Source organism: Polynucleobacter sp. HIN8, from assembly GCF_030297615.1.
Classification (GTDB): Bacteria; Pseudomonadota; Gammaproteobacteria; order Burkholderiales; family Burkholderiaceae; genus Polynucleobacter.
Genome location: NZ_AP028139.1, coordinates 450,685 through 468,374 on the forward strand (window position 1 = coordinate 450,685; position 17,690 = coordinate 468,374).

General features: G+C 47.4%; 20 protein-coding genes. 9 read left to right on the forward strand and 11 right to left on the reverse strand.

All coding sequences use genetic code 11. The features are described from left to right. Positions 1 to 10 precede the first annotated feature (10 nt). A complete protein-coding gene (gene orn, locus QUE65_RS02375) occupies positions 11 to 595 on the forward strand; it encodes an oligoribonuclease (protein ID WP_458574764.1) in 585 nt (194 codons plus the stop codon). Here orn and mog read toward each other — a convergent pair whose 3' ends face one another. Further along, positions 596 to 1,213 (reverse strand): molybdopterin adenylyltransferase, encoded by a 618-nt coding sequence (mog, locus tag QUE65_RS02380; protein ID WP_286281646.1) that lies wholly within the window; start codon positions 1,211 to 1,213, stop codon positions 596 to 598. Positions 1,214 to 1,239: 26 nt separating this feature from the next. Here mog and pmbA point away from each other — a divergent pair, with 26 nt between their 5' ends. Next, positions 1,240 to 2,586, forward strand: coding sequence for a metalloprotease PmbA (pmbA, locus tag QUE65_RS02385; RefSeq protein ID WP_286281647.1), 1,347 nt, complete (start codon positions 1,240 to 1,242; stop codon positions 2,584 to 2,586). On the opposite strand, the gene QUE65_RS02390 is transcribed toward pmbA, so the two are convergent. Genes QUE65_RS02390 through fdxA form a run of 3 tightly spaced genes read right to left on the reverse strand, consistent with a single transcriptional unit; the run spans position 2,587 to position 4,234 of the window. Continuing rightward, the gene (locus tag QUE65_RS02390; protein WP_286281648.1) at positions 2,587 to 3,078 is read right to left on the reverse strand and encodes a dihydrofolate reductase; all 492 of its coding nucleotides are present in this window, start codon (positions 3,076 to 3,078) and stop codon (positions 2,587 to 2,589) included. 9 nt (positions 3,079 to 3,087) lie between these two features. Next, on the reverse strand, positions 3,088 to 3,882 hold the full coding sequence (locus QUE65_RS02395) for a thymidylate synthase (protein WP_286281650.1): 795 nt from the start codon (positions 3,880 to 3,882) through the stop codon (positions 3,088 to 3,090). Positions 3,883 to 3,910: 28 nt separating this feature from the next. Next, positions 3,911 to 4,234: a ferredoxin FdxA gene (fdxA, locus tag QUE65_RS02400; RefSeq protein WP_108509308.1), complete on the reverse strand. Its 324-nt coding sequence runs from the start codon at positions 4,232 to 4,234 to the stop codon at positions 3,911 to 3,913. Positions 4,235 to 4,348: 114 nt separating this feature from the next. On the opposite strand from fdxA, the gene QUE65_RS02405 reads away from it, so the two are divergent. Beyond that, positions 4,349 to 5,335, forward strand: coding sequence for a 2-hydroxyacid dehydrogenase (locus QUE65_RS02405; protein WP_286281651.1), 987 nt, complete (start codon positions 4,349 to 4,351; stop codon positions 5,333 to 5,335). 12 nt (positions 5,336 to 5,347) lie between these two features. Here the strand turns inward: QUE65_RS02405 and QUE65_RS02410 are convergent, their stop codons facing one another. From QUE65_RS02410 to QUE65_RS02430, 5 genes are read right to left on the reverse strand one after another with little or no spacing between them, the layout of a single operon-like run. Continuing rightward, positions 5,348 to 5,647 carry a hypothetical protein gene (locus QUE65_RS02410; RefSeq protein ID WP_215371662.1) on the reverse strand — a complete coding sequence of 100 codons (300 nt, stop codon included), beginning with the start codon at positions 5,645 to 5,647 and terminating at the stop codon, positions 5,348 to 5,350. Between the two features lie 12 nt (positions 5,648 to 5,659). Further along, a complete protein-coding gene (gene moeA, locus QUE65_RS02415) occupies positions 5,660 to 6,961 on the reverse strand; it encodes a molybdopterin molybdotransferase MoeA (RefSeq protein ID WP_286281653.1) in 1,302 nt (433 codons plus the stop codon). 4 nt (positions 6,962 to 6,965) lie between these two features. Continuing rightward, complete coding sequence (gene mobA / locus QUE65_RS02420; RefSeq protein ID WP_286281654.1) at positions 6,966 to 7,571, reverse strand: molybdenum cofactor guanylyltransferase MobA; 606 nt, start codon at positions 7,569 to 7,571, stop codon at positions 6,966 to 6,968. 9 nt (positions 7,572 to 7,580) lie between these two features. Beyond that, a complete protein-coding gene (moaA, locus tag QUE65_RS02425) occupies positions 7,581 to 8,696 on the reverse strand; it encodes a GTP 3',8-cyclase MoaA (protein ID WP_286281656.1) in 1,116 nt (371 codons plus the stop codon). Between the two features lie 24 nt (positions 8,697 to 8,720). Continuing rightward, on the reverse strand, positions 8,721 to 11,285 hold the full coding sequence (locus QUE65_RS02430; RefSeq protein ID WP_286281658.1) for an Rne/Rng family ribonuclease: 2,565 nt from the start codon (positions 11,283 to 11,285) through the stop codon (positions 8,721 to 8,723). A gap of 386 nt (positions 11,286 to 11,671) precedes the next feature. Between QUE65_RS02430 and QUE65_RS02435 the strand changes: the two genes are divergently transcribed. Genes QUE65_RS02435 through QUE65_RS02445 form a run of 3 tightly spaced genes read left to right on the forward strand, consistent with a single transcriptional unit; the run spans position 11,672 to position 14,395 of the window. Further along, positions 11,672 to 12,727: an RluA family pseudouridine synthase gene (locus QUE65_RS02435; protein WP_286281660.1), complete on the forward strand. Its 1,056-nt coding sequence runs from the start codon at positions 11,672 to 11,674 to the stop codon at positions 12,725 to 12,727. After that, a complete protein-coding gene (locus QUE65_RS02440) occupies positions 12,724 to 13,431 on the forward strand; it encodes an HAD-IA family hydrolase (RefSeq protein WP_286281662.1) in 708 nt (235 codons plus the stop codon). Before QUE65_RS02435 ends, QUE65_RS02440 begins: the two co-directional genes overlap by 4 nt. 4 nt (positions 13,432 to 13,435) lie before the next feature. Beyond that, positions 13,436 to 14,395 (forward strand): S49 family peptidase, encoded by a 960-nt coding sequence (locus QUE65_RS02445; protein ID WP_286281664.1) that lies wholly within the window; start codon positions 13,436 to 13,438, stop codon positions 14,393 to 14,395. On the opposite strand, the gene QUE65_RS02450 is transcribed toward QUE65_RS02445, so the two are convergent. Together QUE65_RS02450 and QUE65_RS02455 are read right to left on the reverse strand one after the other, a co-directional pair. Beyond that, entirely contained in the window at positions 14,392 to 15,156 is a 765-nt protein-coding gene (locus QUE65_RS02450) for an SAM-dependent methyltransferase (RefSeq protein ID WP_286281666.1), read from the reverse strand. The genes QUE65_RS02445 and QUE65_RS02450 overlap by 4 nt on opposite strands. 4 nt (positions 15,157 to 15,160) lie before the next feature. Continuing rightward, on the reverse strand, positions 15,161 to 15,757 hold the full coding sequence (locus QUE65_RS02455) for a Maf family nucleotide pyrophosphatase (RefSeq protein ID WP_286281668.1): 597 nt from the start codon (positions 15,755 to 15,757) through the stop codon (positions 15,161 to 15,163). Between the two features lie 130 nt (positions 15,758 to 15,887). Between QUE65_RS02455 and QUE65_RS02460 the strand changes: the two genes are divergently transcribed. The 3 genes from QUE65_RS02460 (at position 15,888) to plsX (ending at position 17,688) form a co-directional block, all read left to right on the forward strand. Continuing rightward, positions 15,888 to 16,352, forward strand: coding sequence for a YceD family protein (locus QUE65_RS02460; protein WP_286281669.1), 465 nt, complete (start codon positions 15,888 to 15,890; stop codon positions 16,350 to 16,352). Positions 16,353 to 16,425: 73 nt separating this feature from the next. After that, positions 16,426 to 16,605: a 50S ribosomal protein L32 gene (gene rpmF / locus QUE65_RS02465; protein ID WP_108507995.1), complete on the forward strand. Its 180-nt coding sequence runs from the start codon at positions 16,426 to 16,428 to the stop codon at positions 16,603 to 16,605. Positions 16,606 to 16,677: 72 nt separating this feature from the next. Beyond that, positions 16,678 to 17,688: a phosphate acyltransferase PlsX gene (plsX, locus tag QUE65_RS02470; protein ID WP_286281671.1), complete on the forward strand. Its 1,011-nt coding sequence runs from the start codon at positions 16,678 to 16,680 to the stop codon at positions 17,686 to 17,688. The last annotated feature ends 2 nt before the right edge of the window (positions 17,689 to 17,690 follow it).

Here is a 17,690-nt window from a genome sequence, read left to right on the forward strand (position 1 = left end):
TATTATAGAGATGAGTGAACAAATGAAGCATACCGCTAACGGTAATGATCCTCTGGTTTGGGTCGATATGGAGATGTCCGGCCTTAAGCCCGATAGCGACCGTATCTTAGAAATTGCAATGATCGTCACGGATGCTCACTTAAACGTAATAGCCACAGCGCCTGTGTGGGTTGTTCATCAAACCGACGAAGTATTAAATGGCATGGATGCTTGGAATAAAGGAACCCACAGCAAGTCTGGGCTTATCGATAAAGTGAAGGCTTCCTCGCTAGGTGAACCCGAAGTCGAGCAGCAGTGCATTGCCTTCCTAAAGCAATATGTGAAAGCAAACACTGCGCCAATGTGCGGTAACTCAATTTGCCAAGATCGACGCTTTATGGCCCGCTACATGCCTCAGCTCGAAGCTTATTTTCATTATCGGAACGTTGATGTTTCGACCATTAAAGAATTGTCAAAACGTTGGCAACCTAATTTAGTGAAAGGCTTTGAAAAGCAACAGGCCCACACGGCTTTGGCCGATATTATGGAATCAATCGAGGAACTCAAGTATTACCGCGAGCATTTCTTTCGGATGCCCGCGCCAACAAACGATTAACTACTTCTTTTTCTTGGGCCTAAAGGCTTTGATGATGGCATCATCGGTTTCGATGCATGGCCCACCCATTAGCTCAATGCAATAGGGTATCGCTGCAAAAATTCCATGAACTAAGGTCTTACCATCAGGATCTTTTAAGCCTTCTAGAGTTTCTTGAATCGACTTGGGTTGCCCGGGAAGATTGAGGATAAGCGCACTATGGCCTTCAATTTCTCGCAAGACAGCTACTTGCCTCGATAAAATCGCAGTAGGTACAAAGTGCAGACTAATTTGACGCATTTGCTCCCCAAAGCCAGGCATCTCGCGAGTCCCAATTTCTAAGGTTGCTTCGGGGGTAACATCGCGGCGTGCTGGACCGGTTCCGCCCGTTGTTAACACGAGGTCACAGCCCATTTCATCAACGAGCTCAATCAAGCTTGAGGTGATATGTTCGACTTCATCGGGGATCAGGCGTTCATGAAAAACAACAGGCGTGGTGATGACCCGAGACAGCCAATTTCGCAGACTGGGAATGCCCTCGTCGACGTAGACGCCCTGGCTGGCTCGATCTGAAATCGAGACCAAACCAATTTTTGCTTCGTTGGGAAAACGACGTTCAAAAGGGTTCGGGTGCTTCATGGTTCTATTCTAGCTATCATTAGAGAATGTTCGCATATTCACACGATCAATTCAGAATCATTATTGACTTTATTTTGGCAGAAGCCAAGCGAATTGGCGCGACGGACGCCGCTGCTGAAATTTCAGAGGGCCACGGATTATCGGTGACCGTACGAAAAGGGGCGGTAGAGACCATTGAACAAAGCGTCGATAAACAAGTGGGCGTCAGTGTCTACTTGGGTCAGCGCCGGGGCAATGCGAGTACAAGTGACTTCTCACCTGAGTCGTTGCGGACTACGGTACAAGCTGCGTTTCATATTGCCAAACATACTGCAGAAGATGATTGCGCTGGATTAGCCGATCCGCATTTACTCGAGCATCACCCGCTTGACTTAGACTTATTCCATCCATGGGAAATCGATAGTAAAAAAGCAATTGCCATTGCCAGGCAGGCAGAGAAGGCCGCTTTTGCCGTTGATCGGGCGATTGCTAATAGCGATGGGGCTTCGGTGTCGGCGCATCAGGCCCACTTTATATTGGGGACTAGCAATGGATTTATTGGCGGTTATCCATATTCAAGGCACTTTATCTCATGCGCCCCGATTGCAAATGCAGCAGGTAAGACTAGTTCCATGCAGCGCGATGATTGGTATAGCACTTCTAGGATGGCTAATGAGCTCGCTAAACCAAGTCTGATTGGCCAATATGCAGCCCAACGTGCTCTATCTCGCTTAAATGCGAAGTCACTGAGTACGCGCCGTTGCCCGGTAATTTTTGAGGCACCAATTGCTGTTGGACTGATTGGATCTCTAGTTCAAGCAACGTCAGGCGCTGCGCTCTACCGACGCTCGAGTTTTTTGCTAGACAGTCTTGGTAAATCGGTTATGCCAAAGCATCTTGATTTATTTGAGTTGCCACATTTAAAACGACAAACTGGTAGCGCCCCTTTTGACGAGGAGGGAGTTCGCACTCAGGCTCGCTCGGTTGTTGCCAAAGGGGAGCTTCAAGGGTATTTCTTATCCAGCTATTCCGCCCGTAAGTTAGGAATGCAAACCACTGGTAATGCCGGTGGTGCACATCATTTGAGATTACACAGTCAACATACCCCAACAGGTGGCCTACCGGGCTTACTGAAAGAAATGGGAACCGGCCTGTTGGTGACTGAGCTCATGGGGCAGGGCGTTAATTACGTAACGGGTGACTACTCACGTGGTGCATTTGGTTACTGGGTAGAAAATGGTGAAATTCAACACCCGGTCGAAGAAATCACTATTGCTGGTAATCTCAAAGAGATGTTGATGGATATTGCGGCAGTGGGCGACGACACGATTATTCGTGGGACAAAAGAAACGGGCTCTATTTTGCTCGGATCAATGACAATTGGCGGAAAATAGTTATTGATGAATTCGGTTAAGGGTCACATAGCTAAACTGAATAGCACCTTCGCTCGCCGCAACCCGCTCAACAATTTCCCAATTTTGTGGATCGGGAACCTCAAAAAAGGTATCACCCTCAACCTCAAGTTCAATCTCAGTAATAAAGAGTTGATCTGCCAATGGAAAAGCTTGGCTAAATAATTGTTGGCCACCAATCACAAACACTCTCTCAAACTCGCGCAATGATTTCAGGGCATCATCGAGCGATAAGACCAGCTCAGCCCCCTTTGCCTGGTAGTCAGAATTGCGACTGACGACGATATTGCGTCTTCCTGGCAATGGTCTGCCAATCGATTCCCAGGTTTTGCGTCCCATAATAATGGGATAACCCATGGTAACTTTCTTAAAAAATTGCAAATCAGCCGAGATCTTCCAGGGCATTTGATTATCTTTACCAATTACATGATTGCGTGATCGCGCAACGATCATCGAGATAGCAGGATTTGTCATTAATCGACTTTAGACGGCAACCGGTGCTTTGATATGGGGGTGGGACTCATACCCCACAATTTCAAAGTCTTCAAACTGGTAATCAAAGATTGACTCAGGTTTGCGATGAATTTTAAGGCTTGGTAATGGGTAGGGTGTCCGCGAGAGTTGAAGTTTTACTTGCTCTAAGTGATTGCTGTACAAATGACAATCACCGCCAGTCCAAATAAATTCGCCGGGTTGAAGATTGCATTGCTCAGCAACCATGTGCGTTAGTAAAGCGTAACTAGCAATATTAAATGGAACGCCCAAAAAAATATCGGCACTGCGCTGATAGAGTTGGCAGGAGAGTTTTCCATTAGCCACGTAAAACTGAAAGAAGGCATGGCAGGGCGCCAGCGCCATTTTTGGAATATCAGCGACATTCCAGGCCGAGACAATAATTCGGCGGGAATCCGGATTTGTTTTGATCGTATGGATAATTTCTTTGATTTGATCGATATGCTCGCCATTGGGCGCAGGCCAGGATCGCCATTGATAACCATACACTGGCCCAAGGTCTCCATTTGGAGCGGCCCATTCATCCCAAATGGATACCCCACGTTCTTTGAGCCATTGATTATTGGTATTGCCGCTCAGAAACCAGAGGAGCTCATAGATAATCGACTTTAGGTGAAGCTTCTTCGTGGTCACTAGCGGGAAGCCCTCTGCGAGATCAAAGCGCATCTGATAACCAAAAACCGATAAAGTTCCGGTTCCAGTACGATCCGATTTTTGGGCGCCATGTTCGAGGACATGGTGCATGAGTTGATGAAATTGGTGCATGCGAAATTAAGTCAATGCAGGCAAGGCATTATTTTTCGAGATGCTCGAGCTTACTTTTGACATCTTTCCAATCATCCGCATCAGCAAGAGGCGCCTTGGATTTTGTGATACTGGGCCATTGCTTAGCGAGCTCAAGATTGATTGCAATAAAGTTTTGCTGATCACCCGGCACATCATCTTCTGCATAAATTGCATTGACGGGGCATTCCGGAACACATACCGCACAATCAATGCATTCATCCGGATCAATTGCTAAGAAATTAGGACCTTCACGGAAACAGTCAACAGGGCATACATCAACGCAATCGGTGTATTTGCAACGAATACAGGATTCAGTGACAACGTAGGTCATAGCTCACTCTGAGGAAGAAATACGATCATAAAGACAAAAATAATCAACCATTGGATTTTATCCCAAATGGTGTAAAGTCTTGATTCTACCGATATCACACCCTTACTCAGAGCCATGACAACCAAACCCAAAATCCTCGTTGCCCGTGCCATTTTTCCAGATGCCTTAGCACAATTGGAGGAGAAATTTGAGGTTCAATCGAATCAGGCGGATGACATTTTTTCTCCAGAGCAATTACGCAAGCATCTTGCCGAAGTCAAGGGAGCCTTAGTATTTGGCAGTGAGCGAATTGATCGCAACACCCTCTCTGATGCGAAAGACCTAAAGATTGTGGCTAATATTTCTGTTGGCTATAACAATTTTGATGTGCCTGCAATGACTGCAGCTGGGGTAATGGCTACCAATACCCCGGATGTGTTAACGGATACAACGGCCGACTTTGGCTTTGCACTTTTAATGGCGACAGCCCGACGAATTACGGAGTCAGAGCATTGGATTCGGAATGGCCAATGGGACAAGATGTCCATCGTTTACAACCCACTAGGTATGGACTTGCATCACACCACCTTGGGCATTATTGGTATGGGCCGAATTGGCCAAGGGATTGCGAAGCGCGCTTTAGGCTTTGGGATGAAAGTGATGTACCACAACCGCAAGCGCTTAAGTGAGACCGACGAGAAAGCATGTGGTGCAAGGTATGTTGATAAAGAAACCTTACTGCGCGAAGCTGATCATGTCGTTTTGGTGGTGCCTTATTCTGCAGAAAGCCATCACTTGATTGGCGCTAAGGAAATTGCGCTGATGAAACCGACTGCTACATTGGTCAATATCGCGCGTGGCGGTATTGTCGATGACGCAGCTTTAGCGGCTGCGTTAAAAGCAAAAACAATTTTTGCTGCAGGTCTCGATGTTTATGAAGGTGAACCCAAGGTTCATCCGGAGTTACTTAAATTGAGTAACGTAGTATTGGCACCGCATATTGCGAGTGCCACAGAAAAAACTCGGCGCGCCATGGTTGCTTTGGCCATCGATAATTTAAATGCTGCTCTTGAAGGAAAGCGCCCACCAAGCCTGATCAATACCGAATTGTGGAAGAACTAATTTTGCCAAGCTTTACTGCTGAATATCGTCCGTCTCTTCGGGAAGTTCTTTAAGGGCAAGTTCAATACCGCCAAATTTTTCTGCAACCCAGTTATAGACTTTACAGGCAATCCATAAGAGCCCAAAGCCCAGGATGGCATTAAGTACAAGGGCAGAAATGACTGTAAACCCAGGAATTGAGCCGTCTCGAATAAAGGCAACAAACAGAGCCAACAGTACGATTGGGACGGAGAAGCACAGGTAAACCAACACTAAGGTTTTGGCAGTGTGCATGGGATCTAAAAATACAATTTCTTTTTTAGTAAATTTCATGATCCCGTCATCTTAAAGCAGTCCATCAAAAATCTCCACGTCTACCCAATCGCCCGGCTCAACATTTCCTTGGTCATGGTGAAGAACGATAAAACAATTGGCCTCACTCATGGAGCGCAAAATCCCAGCACCTTGGCTACCCGTTGTTTTAACGACCCATTGACCCTCGGGATCTTGAAAGACAATCCCCCGCTGAAACTCCGTACGCCCAGATTTCTTTCGAATTCCTTGGGCTGATCGGACTGGGATTAATGGAATCTCAACTTGCTTGGCGCCATTGAGCTGCAACAGCGCATTGCGGACAAACTGATAAAAGGTCACCATCACCGCTACGGGGTTACCAGGCAAGCCAAAAAATACGGTGGACGTTGGCCTATTTGAATCTGGCTTTAGGCTACCAAATGCCATGGGTCGACCTGGGCGCATGGCAATTTTCCAGAATCCAACTTCACCTAGCTCTTCCATCATTTGCTTGGTGAAATCCGCCTCTCCAACCGAAACCCCACCAGAGGAGATGATGACATCTGCCATTTGAGCGGCCGTAATGAAAGCTTTGCGAAGATCATCGGGGTTATCTCGCACGATGCCGCAATCCATCACCTCCATGCCTAACCGCTCGATGCATACCCGAAGACTATAGCGGTTACTGTCATAAATCTTGCCGGGTGCTAAGGATTCATGGATGTCGCAGAGCTCATTACCAGAAGAGAGGATTGCGACCTTGATACGTTGATAGACATCGAGCTCACGAATGCCCAGGGATGCCATAAGACCGATGTCAGCCGGCCGTAAAATTCGCCCTTGCGAAATCGCCGCTTTACCAGACTGCAAATCTTCACCTCGTAAGCGACGATTCTCACCGGCACGGACGACCCCATTTGAAAAGCTCACCAAACCATTACTATGGGTCTTCGTAAATTCCTGCGGGACAACCGTATTGCAAGTTGCGGGCATCAAGGCACCCGTCATGATTTTGATGCATTGACCCGGTTTAACGTTCAATGATTCTGTTTCTCCGGCGTGTAAAGTTCCGATGACGGTTAATTCAATATTCTGGCGATCATCGCGCAGTTCACGACCATCAAATGCATACCCATCCATGGCAGAGTTGTCATGGGCTGGTACATCAATGGGTGATAAAACATCGACCGCCAAGATCCGGCCGAGGCATTGATGGAGAGGCAAGGTCTCTTTTCTGAGATGGATTGCCATAGATTCGTAACTGGAAGCGATTAAGTCAGCAATTGCTTGTCGTGCCTCAGATACAGATAAAAAATCCGACTGGAACTCTTGGTTTGCTTTTTTGGTTTCCATTGTTTTAATTGGTAAATTTTTCGAGTTGAGCAAGTTCGTCCGGAGTATTGGCATTGGCAAATGCAGATTCATTTTGAAAGACAGTTGTACATGCATTCTGAGATGCAAACCACCGATCAATTTTGCGTTGCCCATCGGCTAAAAATTGTTCCAAGGAATCAACTACCTCTCGCTTCATCAGGCAAAAGACCGGTTGCGCCCAAATCTTCCCCGATGGATCTTGGCTCGATGCATATGCAATATGAGACCCTTGCTTCTTAAGGGTATGGGCAAGCACTTCCACTAAATCGGTGGGGAACAACGGAGAATCGCAGGGCGCAGTCATCAAATAAGGCGTGTTGCACACTTTTAGGCCTGCCAGATAGCCTGCCAATGGGCCCGCATAGTCTTGATTTTCATCGGCTACGATAGGATAGCCATATTGTGAATAGACAGTCTGATTGCGATTAGCATTAATTACTAAATTTGCGACTTGTGGACCAAGGCGGTTGATCGCATGTTCGATTAAGGGTTTGCCTTGAAACGGTATAAGTCCCTTATCGATTCCACCCATTCGTAAGGCGCGACCACCTGCAAGCAGTAGGCCGGTGATTTCGGAACGCGCAATCATCCGCAGACCTTAACCACCAATATAGGACATTTCAACTTTACGTTGTTTGCGTTCTAAATCTTTCGTGTGCAGGTGTCTGATTTCAGAGTAGCGATCTTCACGGTTTGACCAGGTTTGCATCACTGCGTTTGCAATTTCAAGATCGGAGCGACCGGATCGAATGAGGGCTTTGAAATCAAACCCTTCGGTCGCAAATAAACATAAGAATAGCTGACCATCAGTCGACAGGCGGGCACGGGAACATTCATGACAGAACGCTTGGGTAACGCTGGATATCACACCAATTTCGCCGGCGCCATCCTGATAACGCCAACGTTGAGCGACTTCGCCGCTGTAGTTTGGGTCGAGTTGCTCAAGTGGGAACTGTTCAGAAATTTTGGCAATGACTTCGGCGGATGGCAAAACTTGATCAAGATTCCAGCCATTCGAGGAGCCAACATCCATGAATTCAATGAAACGTAGGGTTATGCCGCGATTTCGGAAATACTTAGCCATGGGCAAGATCTCGTGATCATTCACTCCTTTTTTGACCACCATATTGACTTTAATTCCCTGAAAGCCCGCCCTTTGGGCCGCCTCAATTCCATCGAGCACATCACGCACTGGATAGTCGACGTCATTCATGGCTTTGAAGACGGCATCATCAAGTGCATCTAAGCTAACTGTCAGTCGTTGCAAACCCGCCTCTTTTAAGAGCGCTGCTTTTTTACTCAAAAGACTGCCATTGGTCGTCAAAGTTAAGTCCAGCATCTGATTTTGTGGCGTTCGAATCTTGGCCAGCATGGAAATTAAGGTCTCTAGATTCTTGCGAAGTAAAGGTTCGCCGCCCGTTAAGCGAATCTTTTCAACACCGAGAGAGACAAAAATGGTGGTTAAGCGATGAATCTCTTCAAAACTTAATAATTCAGGTTGCGCGAGATACGGGTAATTCTGATCGAATACTTCTTTGGGCATACAGTAGGTACACCGAAAATTACACCGATCGGTAACGGAGATGCGTAGATCACGCAATGGGCGTTGACGACGATCAAGGGTACGACCGTGGACCGCACTTAGCGTGTTTGGGATCAACGGCAAAGGACCCCTGGGGGTCTCTTTGCGTATTGGAATGACAGGCTTCACCATAATTCACATTATGGCCTTAAACGACTAAACCGTTTTATCGATGGTTTTTTCTTGTCCGCCCGTCTCAACGAGCACCATCGGGCCAGTTGGAAGGCTAGCAGGAGATTTAGGTACTCGCGGAACACGGGGTGCTGGGCTTTCTGCCTGAATCTGGGTTTGAACTTCTGCCAATTTCGATTGATCCGTTCCCACCCAAACCATCCCTGCTCCTTGCACCACATCCTTGAGCGGCTCTTCGGCTAGGGGTGTGAATGCGACTCTAGGTAGCTCAGGTAGGGAGGGTGCAGCAACTGCCTCAAGATTGATGGTGGGCGCTGCGAAGGTTTCAATAACTGGCGTAGCTATTTCTTCGCGCCGTTCCCTTCGTTGATTGGGGCGCCGCCCCCCGGTTGACTCTCGAAAGGTGCTCACAATGCGAGTTAGAGGCACACTGGCGGAGCGACCACCGAGGCCCATCGGAAAGCCTGAATTGGATTCTGAATTCGTTGCTGAGCCACTGGTTTCATGGCGTTCGGCTCGTTCGCCACGGTTACGACCTCGACCTCGGCGGTTGCGACCACGGCGGCGTTCATCTCCGGAACCCTCAGATTCATCATCTGCACCCACCACTTGCGGTGCCGGGTTAGCAATTTCTACTTTCTCTTGATTATTTTGTCGTTCGCCACGGTTACGATTTCGACCCTCTGGGCGTGGTGGGCGATTTGCTGCGGCTTCAGTTGGCTCAATTGTTTTCTCAATTCGCTCAGACGAGTCACCGCGTTGATTACGCTCATTGCGATTGCGACCCCTGTTGCGATTGCGATCGCCATTTCGCCCCCGATAATCAGAACGCGGATTTGGTTTGGTCTCCGGGGCTGCCGGTGGGTTACTCGATGAAAATAATTTTTTGATAAACCCTAAGAACCCACTTGATTCGGGAGCGGATGAATTCGATTTGGAATCACGGACTGGACGCGGTGATGCTGCGGGTGCCGGTTGACTGGGGGTGATACCTTTGACTGCTGCCTCGGGACGAGCTCGTACTTCTTCGTTTTTACGGCCGATGACAGCATCCGTTTCCAGTTCGCGTGAGGCTTCTTCCACCATGACATAGCTAAGTTTTTGCTCGTCTAGGCGCGGATCATCATGGCGAAGGCGTTCTAGTTTGTAGTGAGGGGTCTCAAGATGCTTATTGGGGATCATCAAAATATGGACCTTAAAGCGCGTCTCAATCTTGATTACTTCAGCACGTTTTTCATTAAGCAAGAAGGCAACAACTTCAACGGGTACTTGGCAGTGAATTGCAGCCGTATTCTCCTTCATGGCCTCTTCCTGAATAATTCGCAGGACTTGTAGCGCGGAAGATTCGGTATCACGAATATGGCCGGTTCCATTGCATCGTGGGCACGTAACGTGACTACCTTCTGATAGAGCTGGACGCAAACGCTGACGCGAGAGCTCCATCAAACCAAACTTAGAAATCTTACCCATTTGTACGCGGGCGCGATCATGGCGTAAGGCATCGCGTAAGCGATTTTCAACATCCCGTTGACTCTTTGATGACTCCATATCAATGAAGTCAATTACGATCAAGCCACCAAGGTCACGAAGGCGCATTTGCCTTGCAATTTCATCAGCCGCCTCGAGATTGGTTCGGGTTGCAGTCTCTTCAATATCCGATCCACGCGTTGCGCGTGCCGAGTTCACGTCTACCGATACCAAGGCCTCCGTGTGATCGATTACGATTGCACCGCCAGATGGTAGTGGAACCGTTCTGGAATAGGCTGTTTCAATTTGATGCTCAATTTGGAAGCGTGAGAAGAGGGGCACATCATCCTGATAGCGCTTCACCCGAGGCAAGTTGTCTGGCATTACTACTGACATAAATGCCTGAGCTTGCTCATAAATGTCATCGGTATCAATCAGAATCTCGCCAATATCGGGCTGGAAGTAATCGCGAATGGCGCGGATTACAAGACTCGACTCTAAATAAATGAGTAAGGGTGCGGAGTTTCCTTTGGCTGCCTCATCAATCGCTTTCCACAATTGCATGAGGTAATTGAGATCCCATTGCAGTTCAGTGGCATCTCGACCGATACCTGCAGTTCTGGCAATAATGCTCATTCCATCGGGTACCTCAAGTTGCGCCATGGCTTCACGTAACTCTTGGCGATCTTCGCCTTCAATGCGGCGCGATACACCACCTCCGCGCGGATTGTTTGGCATTAACACTAAATAGCGACCTGCCAGGGAAATAAAAGAGGTTAGGGCAGCGCCTTTTTGACCGCGCTCTTCCTTTTCAACCTGAACAATGATTTCTTGACCTTCGCGTAAAGCATCCTTGATGGAAGCATTACGGACATCAATACCATCCTTAAAGTAGGTTCTAGCTACTTCCTTAAAGGGTAAAAAACCATGTCGTTCTTCACCATAGTTAACGAAGCAGGCTTCTAGGGATGGCTCGATTCGGGTAATGACACCTTTATAAATATTGCCTTTACGCTGTTCACGCCCGGCAGTCTCAATATCGATATCGATTAATTTTTGACCATCAACGATGGCAACTCGCAACTCTTCTTGTTGCGTTGCATTGAATAACATGCGCTTCATAACACTCTCCTAAACAGGAGGCGGACTTGAGCGACGCGAAGTGGATGACTGGCAAGCTCTGAGGAAAAACCCAGAGTGCTGAAGTGAGACAAACAAAATTCCTAAAAAGAAAAATACCAATTAGATTGGCTTGGGTCTCACATGAACGCTCGCCACAGAGATCTCCTTTAGTTCTCAATGTAGGCGCTCGTTTAAAAAACGGTCATCTGCTTTCGGGGGTCGCGGCAAATATCACGCCAACCCTTGCGCCTCATTAAAACGGGAGAGGGGCAACCCCGGGAGTCTATTCATGGGCGACTCCAAGCTCCGGAATTCAAATTCTTAGTCATCAATGACTTAGAGCCTTGATTATAGGGCACAAAACGGTCGACAATGGGAATGATCCGATGAATAAAACCACGACTCCTCCCTCAAAGCCACGGAATACTGGCAAGGAAGCCCCTAAAACCAAGGTTTTGGCAGCTATTTTGGAAACCGTCGGCCCTGATTTTGCTGGTCAACGACTTGATAATTACTTACTCCGATGGGCTAAAGGGGTTCCAAAAAGCCATATTTACCGAATTATTCGGTCGGGCGAAGTGCGGATCAATAAAAAGAGGGCGCTGCCAAGCTCACGCTTAGTTGAGGGCGATGTCGTTCGTCTACCCCCTACCCGCTTAGCCGAACCAAAAAAATTAGACCGCGTAATTTCGGAGGCTCAGGCCAAAACCCTAGCAACGGATATCCCCATTTTGTTTGAGGATGAGTATTTACTGGTGATTGATAAGCCCTCTGGGCTGGCGGTCCATGGGGGTTCAGGTGTTCAGTTAGGTGCCATCGAGTTATTTCGTAAGGCAAGGCCAGAGAATGCATTTTTGGAACTGGTTCATCGCTTAGACCGAGATACTTCTGGAATCTTGATCATGGCAAAAAAGCGCAGCGCTTTGCTGGAAATGCATCGACAGATTCGGGAGGGGTTAACCGATAAACGCTATCGATTAATTGCTCATGGCGCAATGGACGCGATCACTGGAACGAAGCAGTTAAAGTTTCCCCTGCTGAAATATGTATTAGAGAACGGTGAGCGTCGGGTTCGCGTTGATCCAAAAGGTCAGCCAAGTCACACCAATATTCGGGTAACCGAGATTGTTCAGCATGACAGCGCCTGCTTTACCTTGGTCGAAGCCCAGCTCAAAACCGGGCGAACCCATCAAATTCGTGTGCATTTACAAAAAATTGGACATCCAATATTGGGCGACGATAAATATGGATTGGAATCGGGCGATAAGCAGTTGAAGGTTAAGCACCTTTTTCTCCATGCACATCTTGCAGTCTTTTCGCATCCCAAAACTTCAGAGAAAATACGAATTGAAACTAATCTGCCAAAACGATTTCATGATTTTCTCGCGCAATGGGACAGTCGTTTTTTGGCTAAAACCTTACAACCGAAAGAAATCGATTGAAGACAAATGAACGTCGCTATGAGTTAATCGTATGGGATTGGGATGGCACAATTATGGATTCCACGCCAACGATTGTTCAGTGCATTCAGCAAGCCTGTCGAGATCTTGATTTTCCAGTCCCCGAGGACTCAATTGCAAGTTATGTGATCGGTTTAGGAATCCATGATTCCTTACGGCGTGTGGTGCCGACGATTGACCCTAAGCATTTTCCAACGCTTGTTGATCGCTTTCGCTATCACTATTTGGCAAAAGATCATGAGTTGGATCTTTTTCAGGGTATGCGCGACCTACTTGAAAACTTAAGAAATCAAGGTTTTATGTTGGGGGTGGCAACTGGTAAGCCTCGGCGGGGACTCGATCGATCATTGATTCATCATCGGTTAGAACATGTATTTCATGGCACCCGAACTGCAGATGAATCCTTCGCTAAGCCTCACCCAGGCATGTTGTTGGACTTGTCGGATCGTCTTGGGGTCCCAGTGCGCAAAATGCTCATGATTGGGGATACTACGCACGATCTTCAAATGGCGCAGGCGGCTGGTGTTGATGCTATTGCGGTTACGTATGGTGCTCATCCAGCGGATGCATTACGGTCAGCAAATTCTTTGGCTTGCTTAGATAATGTAGAGGTTTTAGGAAATTGGTTAATGCAAAATTTGTATCAAAATTCCCAAGTTCCTGCTGAATCAAGTAAAGCGAGTTAAGTTTATGAATCAAAATCCTGAGTCGTCTAATGCAAATGCGCAATGGGAGCGAAGCGCACTCGAGCATTTGCTTCTCGAAAACTTAAAAGAAAATCGAAAGGCTCGACGTTGGCGAGCCATTCTACGCATTTTGACCTTAATTGTTTTGGTAGGCTTGATCACACAAATTTTTGATCTCGGTTTACCGGGAAGTGGAAGCGGCGGAAAACATACTGCACTTGTTAGTATTGAAGGTGAAATCTCACCTAATTCGGTTGCAAATGCATTGGATATTAATTCAGCATTAAGTGCCGCATTTGAAAGCAAAGAGGCTACCGGGGTAGTACTTCGTATCAATAGTCCAGGGGGCTCTCCCGTGCAAGCCGGCATGATTAATGATGAGATAAAACGGTTGCGTGGTTTACATCCAGAGAAGCCCTTTTATGTTGTAGTTGAGGATGTGTGTGCCTCTGGTGGGTATTACGTGGCGGTCGCTGGAGACAAGATTTTGGTCGACAAAGCTAGCATCGTTGGTTCGATTGGAGTCATCATGGGCGGCTTTGGATTTACCGGACTCATGGATAAGATGGGGATCTCGCGACGCTTGATCACAGCGGGCTCGGACAAGGGTATGTTAGATCCGTTTTCAAAAGAAAACCCGAAGCAAGTCGAGATGGTCAAAAAAATGCTCGATGAAATCCATCAGCAATTTATTACTGTTGTGAAAGAGGGTCGTGGCGAGCGCTTAAAGAATGACCCCGATATTTTTTCGGGTCGCGTTTGGAATGGTGAGCAGGCAGTGCAATTGGGGTTAGTCGACGGCTATGGAACGGTTGATTCCGTCGCACGTGATATTTTAAAAACCCCCGATGTGGTGGAGTACACCTTAAAAGAGAACTTTGCTGAGCGCGTTGCTAAGCGATTTGGAGCGGAAACGGGCGCGGCGATCAGTAAAGCCTTAACGCGAAGTGCGGAAATGCGTTAAGCAAGCATTAGATAAATAGTCGGTTTGTTCTTGACTAACTCAGAGATAGCGTCTGCTTCGCTATATCGCTTGCGCCAAGACTCGATTGATCCTGTCCACACCCATTCACTCTTTAGTGTGAGATCGATCGCTAAACAGAGTTGAGTTTGTGCCGATAGCGAATCCAAGCAGCTTTGCAGCATTGCGCTGTTTCGATAGGGGGTCTCAATCCAAATTTGGGTCTCACCATGACGTCTCGAAGTCTCCTCTAGCTCTTTTAATTTTTTTGAGCGCTGCGCTGTGTCGACAGGAAGATAGCCGTTGAATCGAAAGAATTGACCATTGAGACCGCTTGCCATGAGTCCTAGCAAGATCGAGCTGGGGCCTACTAATGGTATGACTTTGGCTCCCCACTGATGTGCGACTTGGACGATCTCTGCCCCAGGGTCAGCCACCCCTGGGACACCTGCCTCTGAGAGCAGGCCCACATCATGCCCCGCTCGAAGTGGGGCAAGCAAATCTTGTGGTTTTTGGCTCAAGGGATGTTTGCGGTCTGGGCCGCGCCACTCTTGCATGACCATGTCTTGTAAGGAATGGTGAAGTGACTCGATTTCATGAACGGCATTTAAAAATGCGCGACTCGTCTTCGCATCTTCCACAATCCAGTATTTAAGCTTGGCAATCTGGCGCAGGTTCTCAACAGGGATTACATGAGGGAGTTGTGTAACCCGATTATCACTACCCAAGGTATTGGGCACTAAGTACAAGTTACCAATTTGCATGCAATTAAGAATTTTGAGGAGCTGGCAAAGGAATGCCCGCTTGATGAAATAGGCTTGTCAGGGCAATCAAAGGTAAGCCAATCAGTGCGGTTGGGTCCTCACTTTCAATCTTTTCTAGCAGAATGATCCCCATCCCTTCCGATTTGGCGCTACCAGCGCAGTCATAAGGTTTCTCAAGTCGTAGGTATTGATCTAAAACTTGTTCGGGTAAATTGCGAAATTGAACAGTAGTTGGGACATGGATTGTTTGGCAAAAATTCTGACCGATCAGGCAAAGCGATGTATGAAAAACAACCACTTGACCCTGCATTTGTTTAAGTTGCGCTAGGGCGGCCGCATGCGTGCCTGGTTTGCCAATGATGCGGCCACTCAAATCAGCGCTTTGATCAGAGCCGATTACCCAAGCAGTTGGATGCAATACAGCGATCGCCTGTGCTTTTGCTTGCGCAAGTCGCAGCGTGAGATCTTTTGGACTCTCGCCAGGTAGTGGAGATTCGTCAAGATTAGGCGCAAGCGTTATAAATGGCAGCCCGAGTCTTTGGAGTAGCTGTTTTCGGTAAGGCGAACTTGAGGCGAGAATGAGGTTAAAAGTCGGTAACATTAATGACGAAGTGATGTTTGATAATGTCAATTATTTGAATGAATTACAAATCGCTGATCGGATGACACACAATTCGCCTTACCCCATCCAAACTCTGGAAATCAGCCCTAGTTCATTGCTTAGAGTCGATATGTTAGCGCCTGTCTCCTATGAAGGCGAGGGATTTATCCAGCTTGCTAATTTTCCGAGACTTTCAGCAGAGGCTGCCTCAGTAAATCCAGAGGATGGATTTGATTGTCAAATTCTTAGCTGGCACCAGGACGATCGGCCCTTAATGGGGGTAAAGATTCGGGGGCGAATGGCAATTGCCTGTCAACGGTGTCTAGACCCCCTCGGTTTGGAGCTGGAGATCCATAAGACCTATGTTTTTTTGAAAACGGATGGTGAGGCAGATGAATTCCCCCTCGATCGAGATGATGAGGAGGCAATGGTCGCCTCAACCCACTTTAATTTGCTTGAAGCGATTGAAGATGAGATTTTGCTAGAACTGCCTCATGCCCCAAAACACCCGGTCGGTCAGTGCCAATCGAGGCCATTAGAAGCGGACTTGGAAAAGCCAAATCCCTTTAAGGTATTGAAAAACCTCAAGAAATAATCATCGTTTTGTTGAGGAATGCGGGTTTTCACCACTTTCTATGCTAGAATTGCGCCTTGCTTAGGAGTTCATTATGGCCGTCCAACAGAATAAAAAATCCCCTTCCAAACGTGGCATGCACCGTGCGCACGACTTTTTGACTGCGCCTGCAATTGCAGTAGAGTCCACTACCGGTGAGGCTCATTTGCGTCACCACGTATCACCCAATGGCTACTACCGTGGTCGTAAAGTCGTTAAAACCAAGAACGACTAATTCCATATTGTTTGATCGAAGCGGCTCAGGCCGCTTTTTTCTTAAACACAATCGACGTTTCATACACATTCAATGAGTGTCACTCTAGCGGTTGATGCTATGGGCGGGGATTTTGGAGTGGGAATCACTATCCCCGCTTGCTGCGATTTTCTGCAAGATCACCCCGATACCAAGGTTATTGCAATTGGATCTGCCCAAGCGATTGAGCAATCGATTCGTAACTGCAATCCAAATTTACTGGACCGCTTTCAGATTATGGGCGCCTCCGAAATTGTCTTGATGGATGACCCCATTGAGATTGCCTTGCGTCGTAAAAAAGATTCTTCTATGCGTGTCGCTATTGAGCAGGTGCGTGAAGGCAAAGCCGATGCCGTAATTTCTGCCGGTAATACGGGTGCATTAATGGCAATCTCTCGGTATATCTTAAAAACCTTGGACGGTATTGATCGCCCCGCGATTGCGACTGCGATACCGAATGAGTTGGGTAAGGGTACGACCGTACTTGATCTTGGAGCAAATGCTGACTGTGAGCCAATCCACCTTGTGCAATTTGCGCAGATGGCTGATGTGATGTTACGGGTTGTCAATGGTAATCCCAAACCTTCCATTGGCCTTCTCAATATCGGCGAAGAAGTGATTAAAGGTAATGAGGTTGTGAAACAAACAGCAGAGCTATTGCGCCAAAGCCAATTGCATTTTTATGGCAATGTTGAAGGGAACGATATCTTTAAAGGAACCACAGATATCGTAGTTTGTGATGGCTTTGTAGGCAATGTTGTTTTAAAAGCCAGCGAAGGCTTGGCAAAAATGATGAGCGGGATGATCCGCGAAGAATTTAATCGATCCTTGTTAACCAAATTAATGGGCCTAGCTGCTTTGTTACCATTAAAGAGAGTACGCCAGCGAGTAGATCATCGTCGCTACAACGGCGCCGTTCTTTTAGGTCTCAAGGGGTGCGTAATTAAAAGCCACGGTTCGGCGGATCGTTTTGCCTTTAAGGTATCGCTTGAGCGTGCATATGATGCCGCCAAGAATCGGATGGTCGAGAAGATTGCTGAGTCATTCACATTGAGGTCTGCATGAGT

Coding starts and splice junctions, on each gene's coding strand:
- QUE65_RS02430 (WP_286281658.1), bottom strand. CDS start 11,285: ATGAAGCGCATGTTATTCAATGCAACGCAACAAGAAGAGTTGCGAGTT.
- QUE65_RS02445 (WP_286281664.1), top strand. CDS start 13,436: ATGAATCAAAATCCTGAGTCGTCTAATGCAAATGCGCAATGGGAGCGA.
- QUE65_RS02395 (WP_286281650.1), bottom strand. CDS start 3,882: ATGCACCAATTTCATCAACTCATGCACCATGTCCTCGAACATGGCGCC.
- rpmF (WP_108507995.1), top strand. CDS start 16,426: ATGGCCGTCCAACAGAATAAAAAATCCCCTTCCAAACGTGGCATGCAC.
- pmbA (WP_286281647.1), top strand. CDS start 1,240: ATGTTCGCATATTCACACGATCAATTCAGAATCATTATTGACTTTATT.
- QUE65_RS02435 (WP_286281660.1), top strand. CDS start 11,672: ATGAATAAAACCACGACTCCTCCCTCAAAGCCACGGAATACTGGCAAG.
- QUE65_RS02390 (WP_286281648.1), bottom strand. CDS start 3,078: ATGACAAATCCTGCTATCTCGATGATCGTTGCGCGATCACGCAATCAT.
- moaA (WP_286281656.1), bottom strand. CDS start 8,696: ATGGTGAAGCCTGTCATTCCAATACGCAAAGAGACCCCCAGGGGTCCT.
- moeA (WP_286281653.1), bottom strand. CDS start 6,961: ATGGAAACCAAAAAAGCAAACCAAGAGTTCCAGTCGGATTTTTTATCT.
- QUE65_RS02450 (WP_286281666.1), bottom strand. CDS start 15,156: ATGCAAATTGGTAACTTGTACTTAGTGCCCAATACCTTGGGTAGTGAT.
- orn (WP_458574764.1), top strand. CDS start 11: ATGAGTGAACAAATGAAGCATACCGCTAACGGTAATGATCCTCTGGTT.
- plsX (WP_286281671.1), top strand. CDS start 16,678: ATGAGTGTCACTCTAGCGGTTGATGCTATGGGCGGGGATTTTGGAGTG.
- QUE65_RS02405 (WP_286281651.1), top strand. CDS start 4,349: ATGACAACCAAACCCAAAATCCTCGTTGCCCGTGCCATTTTTCCAGAT.
- mobA (WP_286281654.1), bottom strand. CDS start 7,571: ATGATTGCGCGTTCCGAAATCACCGGCCTACTGCTTGCAGGTGGTCGC.
- fdxA (WP_108509308.1), bottom strand. CDS start 4,234: ATGACCTACGTTGTCACTGAATCCTGTATTCGTTGCAAATACACCGAT.
- QUE65_RS02460 (WP_286281669.1), top strand. CDS start 15,888: ATGTTAGCGCCTGTCTCCTATGAAGGCGAGGGATTTATCCAGCTTGCT.
- QUE65_RS02455 (WP_286281668.1), bottom strand. CDS start 15,757: ATGTTACCGACTTTTAACCTCATTCTCGCCTCAAGTTCGCCTTACCGA.
- QUE65_RS02410 (WP_215371662.1), bottom strand. CDS start 5,647: ATGAAATTTACTAAAAAAGAAATTGTATTTTTAGATCCCATGCACACT.
- mog (WP_286281646.1), bottom strand. CDS start 1,213: ATGAAGCACCCGAACCCTTTTGAACGTCGTTTTCCCAACGAAGCAAAA.